The 5,447-nt window shown below is 68.6% G+C and carries 6 protein-coding genes; all 6 read right to left on the minus strand.

From position 1 onward, the window contains the following. Positions 1-1,618: bifunctional 3-(3-hydroxy-phenyl)propionate/3-hydroxycinnamic acid hydroxylase (locus VIR09_RS25300; protein WP_332015348.1), on the minus strand; the 1,618-nt coding region annotated here is incomplete at its 3' end. A 46-nt stretch (positions 1,619-1,664) separates the two neighbouring features. Continuing rightward, a complete protein-coding gene (locus VIR09_RS25305; RefSeq protein ID WP_332015349.1) occupies positions 1,665-2,507 on the minus strand; it encodes an alpha/beta hydrolase in 843 nt (280 codons plus the stop codon). Between the two features lie 11 nt (positions 2,508-2,518). Then, the gene (locus VIR09_RS25310; protein ID WP_332015350.1) at positions 2,519-3,121 is read right to left on the minus strand and encodes an amino acid synthesis family protein; all 603 of its coding nucleotides are present in this window, start codon (positions 3,119-3,121) and stop codon (positions 2,519-2,521) included. 49 nt (positions 3,122-3,170) lie between these two features. Continuing rightward, a complete protein-coding gene (locus tag VIR09_RS25315; RefSeq protein WP_332015351.1) occupies positions 3,171-3,656 on the minus strand; it encodes a VOC family protein in 486 nt (161 codons plus the stop codon). Positions 3,657-3,674: 18 nt separating this feature from the next. Then, on the minus strand, positions 3,675-4,715 hold the full coding sequence (locus tag VIR09_RS25320) for a glycosyl hydrolase (RefSeq protein ID WP_332015352.1): 1,041 nt from the start codon (positions 4,713-4,715) through the stop codon (positions 3,675-3,677). A 30-nt stretch (positions 4,716-4,745) separates the two neighbouring features. Beyond that, a partial coding sequence (locus tag VIR09_RS25325; protein ID WP_332015353.1) for an SDR family NAD(P)-dependent oxidoreductase occupies positions 4,746-5,447 on the minus strand: 702 nt, incomplete at its 5' end.

Consider the following 5,447-nt stretch of genomic DNA (forward strand, 5'->3'; position numbering starts at 1 on the left):
CCAGCGCTGCGCCCGGCACAAAGCGGGCGGCAAAGCGGCCCAGGGCGTCGACCGCATCCTCGCGCCGTCCCAGCGCCGCCACGTAGCGGTCGGGACGCACCAGCACCCAGTCCGAGCGGGTGCGCTGGAACCAGAAATGCAACGCGTTTTCCGTGTCCTGCAACACCGGCAAGGCTCCGGCCTGCAACTCGTCGGGGGCGCAGCCGCTGCGCGCGCGCTGTGCCGCCACATAGCGGCAGCCCAGCTTGTCCAGCTGCGCCCGCAGGGCTGGCGGCAGCCCGGCGCGCGGATCCCGGCGCCAGCCTATCAGGGCGAATCCCGCGCCCAGCGCCTCGTCCAGGCGCAGCGTGATGCCGTCCTCGCATTCCACCAGCGGCTGGATGAACATGCGGCCGATGCACTCGCGTTGCGCACGGTCCGCGCTATCGCCCACCACGCCGCGGCTATAGCGCGGCATGGGCTTGAATTTCATCTGCAGCACATAGTCGCGGATCTTCGGAATATTCCGGATCGACAGGAAGAACGTGTCGCGCAGCGCCGCCAGCACGGGGTTGGTCTGAGACAGCATGGCGCCGAACATGTCGGCCAGCGAGATCATGGCGCGAGCGTGGCTGTGGCGTTCGTCGTGGTAGCTCTGCAAGGCGGCCGGGTCCAGCCGGCCCTGCACGATCCAGGCCACCTTCCAGGCCAGGTTGAAGGCGTCGCGCAGGCCGGCGTTCAGGCCCTGTCCGATCCAGGGCGGGGTCAGGTGCGCGGCGTCGCCCGCCAGGCAGACCCGGCCCGAGACGAAGCTGCGCGCCACGCGGGAATTGTGGGTATAGACGCGGGCGCGGATCACATTGAGCCTGCCCGGATCAGCCACGTGGTGGCGCAGCAGTTCCTGCACTTTTTCCGGCTGCAGCATCTGCTCGCCGTCCTCGCCGGGAAACAGCATGAACTCCCAGCGCCGCAGGCCGTAAGGCAGGCGCAGGCACACATAGGGACGGCGCGGCTCGCAATGCAGGGCCGTGTAAGGCGCGTCCAGCGGATCCTGGTCGCATTCGATCACCACCCACTTTCGCGGATGCGTATTGCCGTCGAAGGGCAGTTGCAAGAGCCGTTCGCGCACCGTGCTGCGCCCGCCGTCGGCGGCCAGCAGATACTGCGCGCGGATCTCGCGCTCGGCGCCGTCGGCCTGGCGCACCCGTACCGTGACGCCGCGCTCATCCTGCTCCAATGACAGCAGCTCGCTGCCCAGTTCCAGCGTCACATGCGGAAAGCGCCCCAGCCCGGCGCGCAAGGTGCGCTCGCCCAGCGGCTGCGAAAACAGGTTGCGCCGATACCAGCCGAACTCGCGCGTGGCCGGCAGGATCTCGGCGAAGCAGCGCTTGGTCCGCGTGTACATGCGCATGGGCACGTTCTGGATCATGTCGCGCAGCATCTCGTCGGCCAGGCCCGCGCTCTGGAAGGTGCGCATGGCCTCGTCGTCCAGGCCCACCGCGCGCGGATAGTCCAGCACATCCTGGTTGCGCTCCAGCACCAGCGTTTCCACGCCATAGCTGCCCAGCAGGTTGGCCAGCGTCACGCCGACCGGCCCGGCGCCCACCACCAGCACCGGCACTTCTACGATATGCGCCATATTGGCTCTCCCTTGGATTCTTGTTGTTGGCCTTGCGGGCGGCGGGTCAGGCGCGCCGCAGGAACCCGCCCACGGCCTGATTGAAGACCTCGGGCTGGTCGTCGTGGATGTAATGGCCGGCGCCGGCGATCTCGATCCACTCCACGTTCGGGTTGCGCGCCGCCATGTCTTGGGCGGTCTGAGCCTGCAGGTAGTCCGAACGCCCGCCGCGCACCACCAGCGTCGGACAGGCCAGCGCCTCGACCTGGGGCCACAGGTCCACCACGCGCGCCGAGTCGGGATCCAGCCGGGTGGCAGCGATGCCGGCGTGGTCATGGCGCCAGGTCCAGCCACCCGAGCCGTCCTCCTTCAGCATGTGGCGCAGCCGTTCCTCGCGGGCGGCCTCGGTCACGCTGGGCCGCAAGGCGCGCAGGTACTCGCGGGCCGCGCCGATGTCGGGAAAAGACTCGGGCGTCTCGCGCAGTTCGCGCTGGATCCGCGCCGCGCCCGCGCTGCCTTCAAATGCGGCGGGTCCGGCGTCCTCGACGATCAGGCGCCGCACGCGCTGCGGATAACAGGCGACAAAGACGATGGCGGCGATGCCGCCCATCGAATGGCCCAGCAGGTCAAAACTGTCCAGGCCCAGGGCGTCGGCCACGCCCGCCAGGTCGTCCACATAGGCGTCGGTGTAGTAGTTGCGCCGCGGATCCCAGCTGCTGGCGCCCCGGCCGCGCTGGTCATACGCCAGCACGCGGAAGTCCGGCTGCAACGCCTGCGCGATGCCGGCAAAGGTCTCGGCGTAGCCGCGGATGCCATGCAGCATGAATAGCGGCCGCCCGTCCTGCGGGCCCCATTCGGTCAGATGCAGGGTCATGCCATTGACGGCGATATCGGTGTCGCGGCGTTGCATGGTGGATTCCTTCAGCAGAGCCCGTCTTTACCCTGGATTTCGCTGGCGGCGATGCCGCCCAGGCGCGCGTGCAGGCGGCCGCGGGTGGCGAAGGCAAACGCAATCAGCACTTCGTCGCGGTTGGGCGCGTCGCCGAACAGCGCACTCACGCTGTCATAGTGCGAGCGGACATAGAGCGCATCCTTGTGCGCCAGCGGAATGTCGATGACCGTGCCGGGGCCGCCGCGCTTGCCGGTCGAAGGCACCCAGGCCTTGCCGCCGCCCAGGGCGGCGCGAATGGGTTCGGCGAAGATGGTGGTCAAGAGCGCGTTGCCGTGTTCGTACTCGCCGTCGGCGCCCACCACGCAGGCCTTGCCGTAGCTTTCCAGCGGCTGGCCGCCGGCAGCTTCGATGATGCGCCGGCCGAATTCCTCGCCCAGCATGCCCGAGGGTTCGACGTAGGCCGACAGGTCGCGCTCGAAGCGGCCCGCATAGGGGTTGTGCAGCGCCGCCGCGATGACGATCTTGCGCAACGGCTCGCCATCAGCCGGTTCGCCGGTCTCGGTGGCCAGGGTGTCTTCGATCTGCAAATACCATTTGCGGATGCGGTAAGGGCCGAAGTTGGTGTTGCTCATGGATGCTCCAGAAAATGTCGGGTCGGGAATGGATGCGCCGCGCGGGCGATCAAAGAGGATCCAGCGTCATCGGGACGCTGGGCGCGTTGTGGTCGTGCAGCACCCGCTTGCCCTCCTCGTCGCCGTGCACGGTTTCGCAGAAGAATTCGAAGCGGTGGCCGTCGGGATCGGTGAAATACAGGCCGTAGCCCACCTTGTGGTCGGTGATCTTCACCACCTCCACGCCCTTGGCCAGCAACATGCCGTACAGGCGGCGCAGCTCGTCCACGTCGCCCTCGATCTCCAGGCCGTAGTGCTGCATGTTGACCGGGCCGCGGGCCGGTTCGCCGTCCGCCGCGCGGATCAGGGCAATGTCGTGGTGCTTGCGCCCGAAGGACAGGAACACCCATTGCTCGCCGCGCGCGGTCTCCTGCATGCCCAGCACGGATTCGTACCAGGGTGCCGAAGCGAAGGGGTCCCGCACGAATAGGGCCAGGTGGGTGCGCGCGATGCGCGGCCGGCGGTCTGCCGGCGCAAGCGTGGTGGTAGTGGACATGGCGGTCTCGGACTGGTATCAGTTGATGGACTGGGGATGCGCGGCTACGGGCGCGGCGTACGGCGTCCAGGCCACGGCAGTGATTTCGCTGAAATCGCGCCATTCCTTGAACCAGCTGCGGCCGCCGTCGGTAGAGCGGAACAGATGGCCGTACTTGGTGCCGGCAAAGGCCAGCCGCGGATCGGCGGCGTGCACGCCGAAGGCCCAGAAGGTGGAATTGGGCGCGGTGTGCAGCAATGCCGGCTGCCAGTTGCAGCCCCGGTCGGATGAGCGGTAGATCTTGCTGCGCGTGCCGGGCGTGCCGTCGCCGATGGCCAGCAGCAGCGCGTCGGGATCGTCCGGCAGCGCCTGCACGGTACGGGTGTAGTACATGCCGTCGAAGCGCGATTTGGACGCCACGCCGTCCCAGCGCCGGCCGTCCCCGCTGAGGTAGACGGAGTTCACGGTCAGCACCATGGCGGTCTTGGGCGCGCTGGCCGTGGCCGGTAGCACCGCCACGCAATGGATGTCGGGATTGGCGATGGCATCGGCATTGCCTTCTTCATCCTGGCGCGACCAGCTGTCGCCGCCATCGCGGCTGTGCCAGAGCCCTCCTTCCTCGACCCCGAACCAGACCTCGCGGCCGTCGTCCGGGTCGACGCAGACCGACAGGATGCGCGGGCGGTTCACGCCGCGGCAGAACTCGGGCAGTTCCGGCGACAGCCGCTGCCAGCTGGCGCCGCCGTCCACCGAACGGAACATGGCCGCGCGCGACGGCGCGCCGGTGCCCGCGTACATGCGCCGCGGATCCTTGGCGTCGACGGCGATGGCCCAGACGGTCATGCCGTTCATGGGGCTGTCCACCCGGGTGAAATGCGCGCCGCCATCGGTGCTGACGCACATGCCGGCGTCTGCGCCGGCGAACACGCGGCGCGGATCGGCCGGGTCCACGGCCAGGGCGCGGACCGTGCCGTCGAACTCGATGGCTTCCTTCAGGCCCAGGCGGTGCCAGGAGGCGCCGTCATCCACGCTGCGCAATATTCCTTGGCCGGCCGTGCCGACCAGTATCGTGCCTTGCATATCCAGACTCCCCAAACAAGGGTTAGCGGTTCAAAGAAAGATGCCGCGCGTGATGCCGCCGTCCACCCCCAGCGATTCGCCGGTAATGGCTCCCGCGCGCGGCGACGCCAGGAACAGCACCGCGTCGGCGATCTCCGCCGGCTGCAGCACCCGGCGTATGGGCGTAGCGCGGGCGTAGTTGGCCTCGACCTGGGCGGCGGTCAGCCCCTGCTTGGCGGCTTCCTTTTCGTACAGTTCATGGATGTGGGGCGTTTCGACCACGCCCGGATGGATCACGTTGACCGTGATGCCGTGCGGGCCGAGCTGGTCCGACAGGGTCTTGGTCATGTGGCAGATGGCCACATTGCGCATGCCCGACAGCTGCTTGCTGCCGCGCCCGGTCAAGCCGCCGATGTTGACGATGCGGCCGAAACCGCCCTGGCGCATGTGCGGCGCCGCGGCCTTGGCGCAGCGCATATAGCCCACCACCTTGATGTTGATGTCTTCCAGCAGACCCTCGGGATCGGCCTCCTCGATCTCGCTGCGCACCAGGCCGCCGGGATGGGCGGCGCCGTTGACCAGGATGTCGATACGGCCGAAGTGTTCGGCCACGCGCTGCATCATGGCGTTGACCTGGGCCGTGTCCGACACGTCGGCGGCCACGCCCAGCACTTCCACGCCCGTGGCCTTGGTGATCTCGGCGGCCACCTCGTCCAGCTGCGCCTGGCGGCGCGCCACGATGGCCACGCGCAC

Source organism: Achromobacter sp., from assembly GCF_036567245.1.
Lineage (GTDB): Bacteria > Pseudomonadota > Gammaproteobacteria > Burkholderiales > Burkholderiaceae_B > Achromobacter.

What these genes read in the sequence shown, in the direction of transcription:
- VIR09_RS25305 (WP_332015349.1), bottom strand. Translation starts at nt 2,507, where the DNA reads ATGCAACGCCGCGACACCGATATCGCCGTCAATGGCATGACCCTGCAT.
- VIR09_RS25310 (WP_332015350.1), bottom strand. Translation starts at nt 3,121, where the DNA reads ATGAGCAACACCAACTTCGGCCCTTACCGCATCCGCAAATGGTATTTG.
- VIR09_RS25315 (WP_332015351.1), bottom strand. Translation starts at nt 3,656, where the DNA reads ATGTCCACTACCACCACGCTTGCGCCGGCAGACCGCCGGCCGCGCATC.
- VIR09_RS25320 (WP_332015352.1), bottom strand. Translation starts at nt 4,715, where the DNA reads ATGCAAGGCACGATACTGGTCGGCACGGCCGGCCAAGGAATATTGCGC.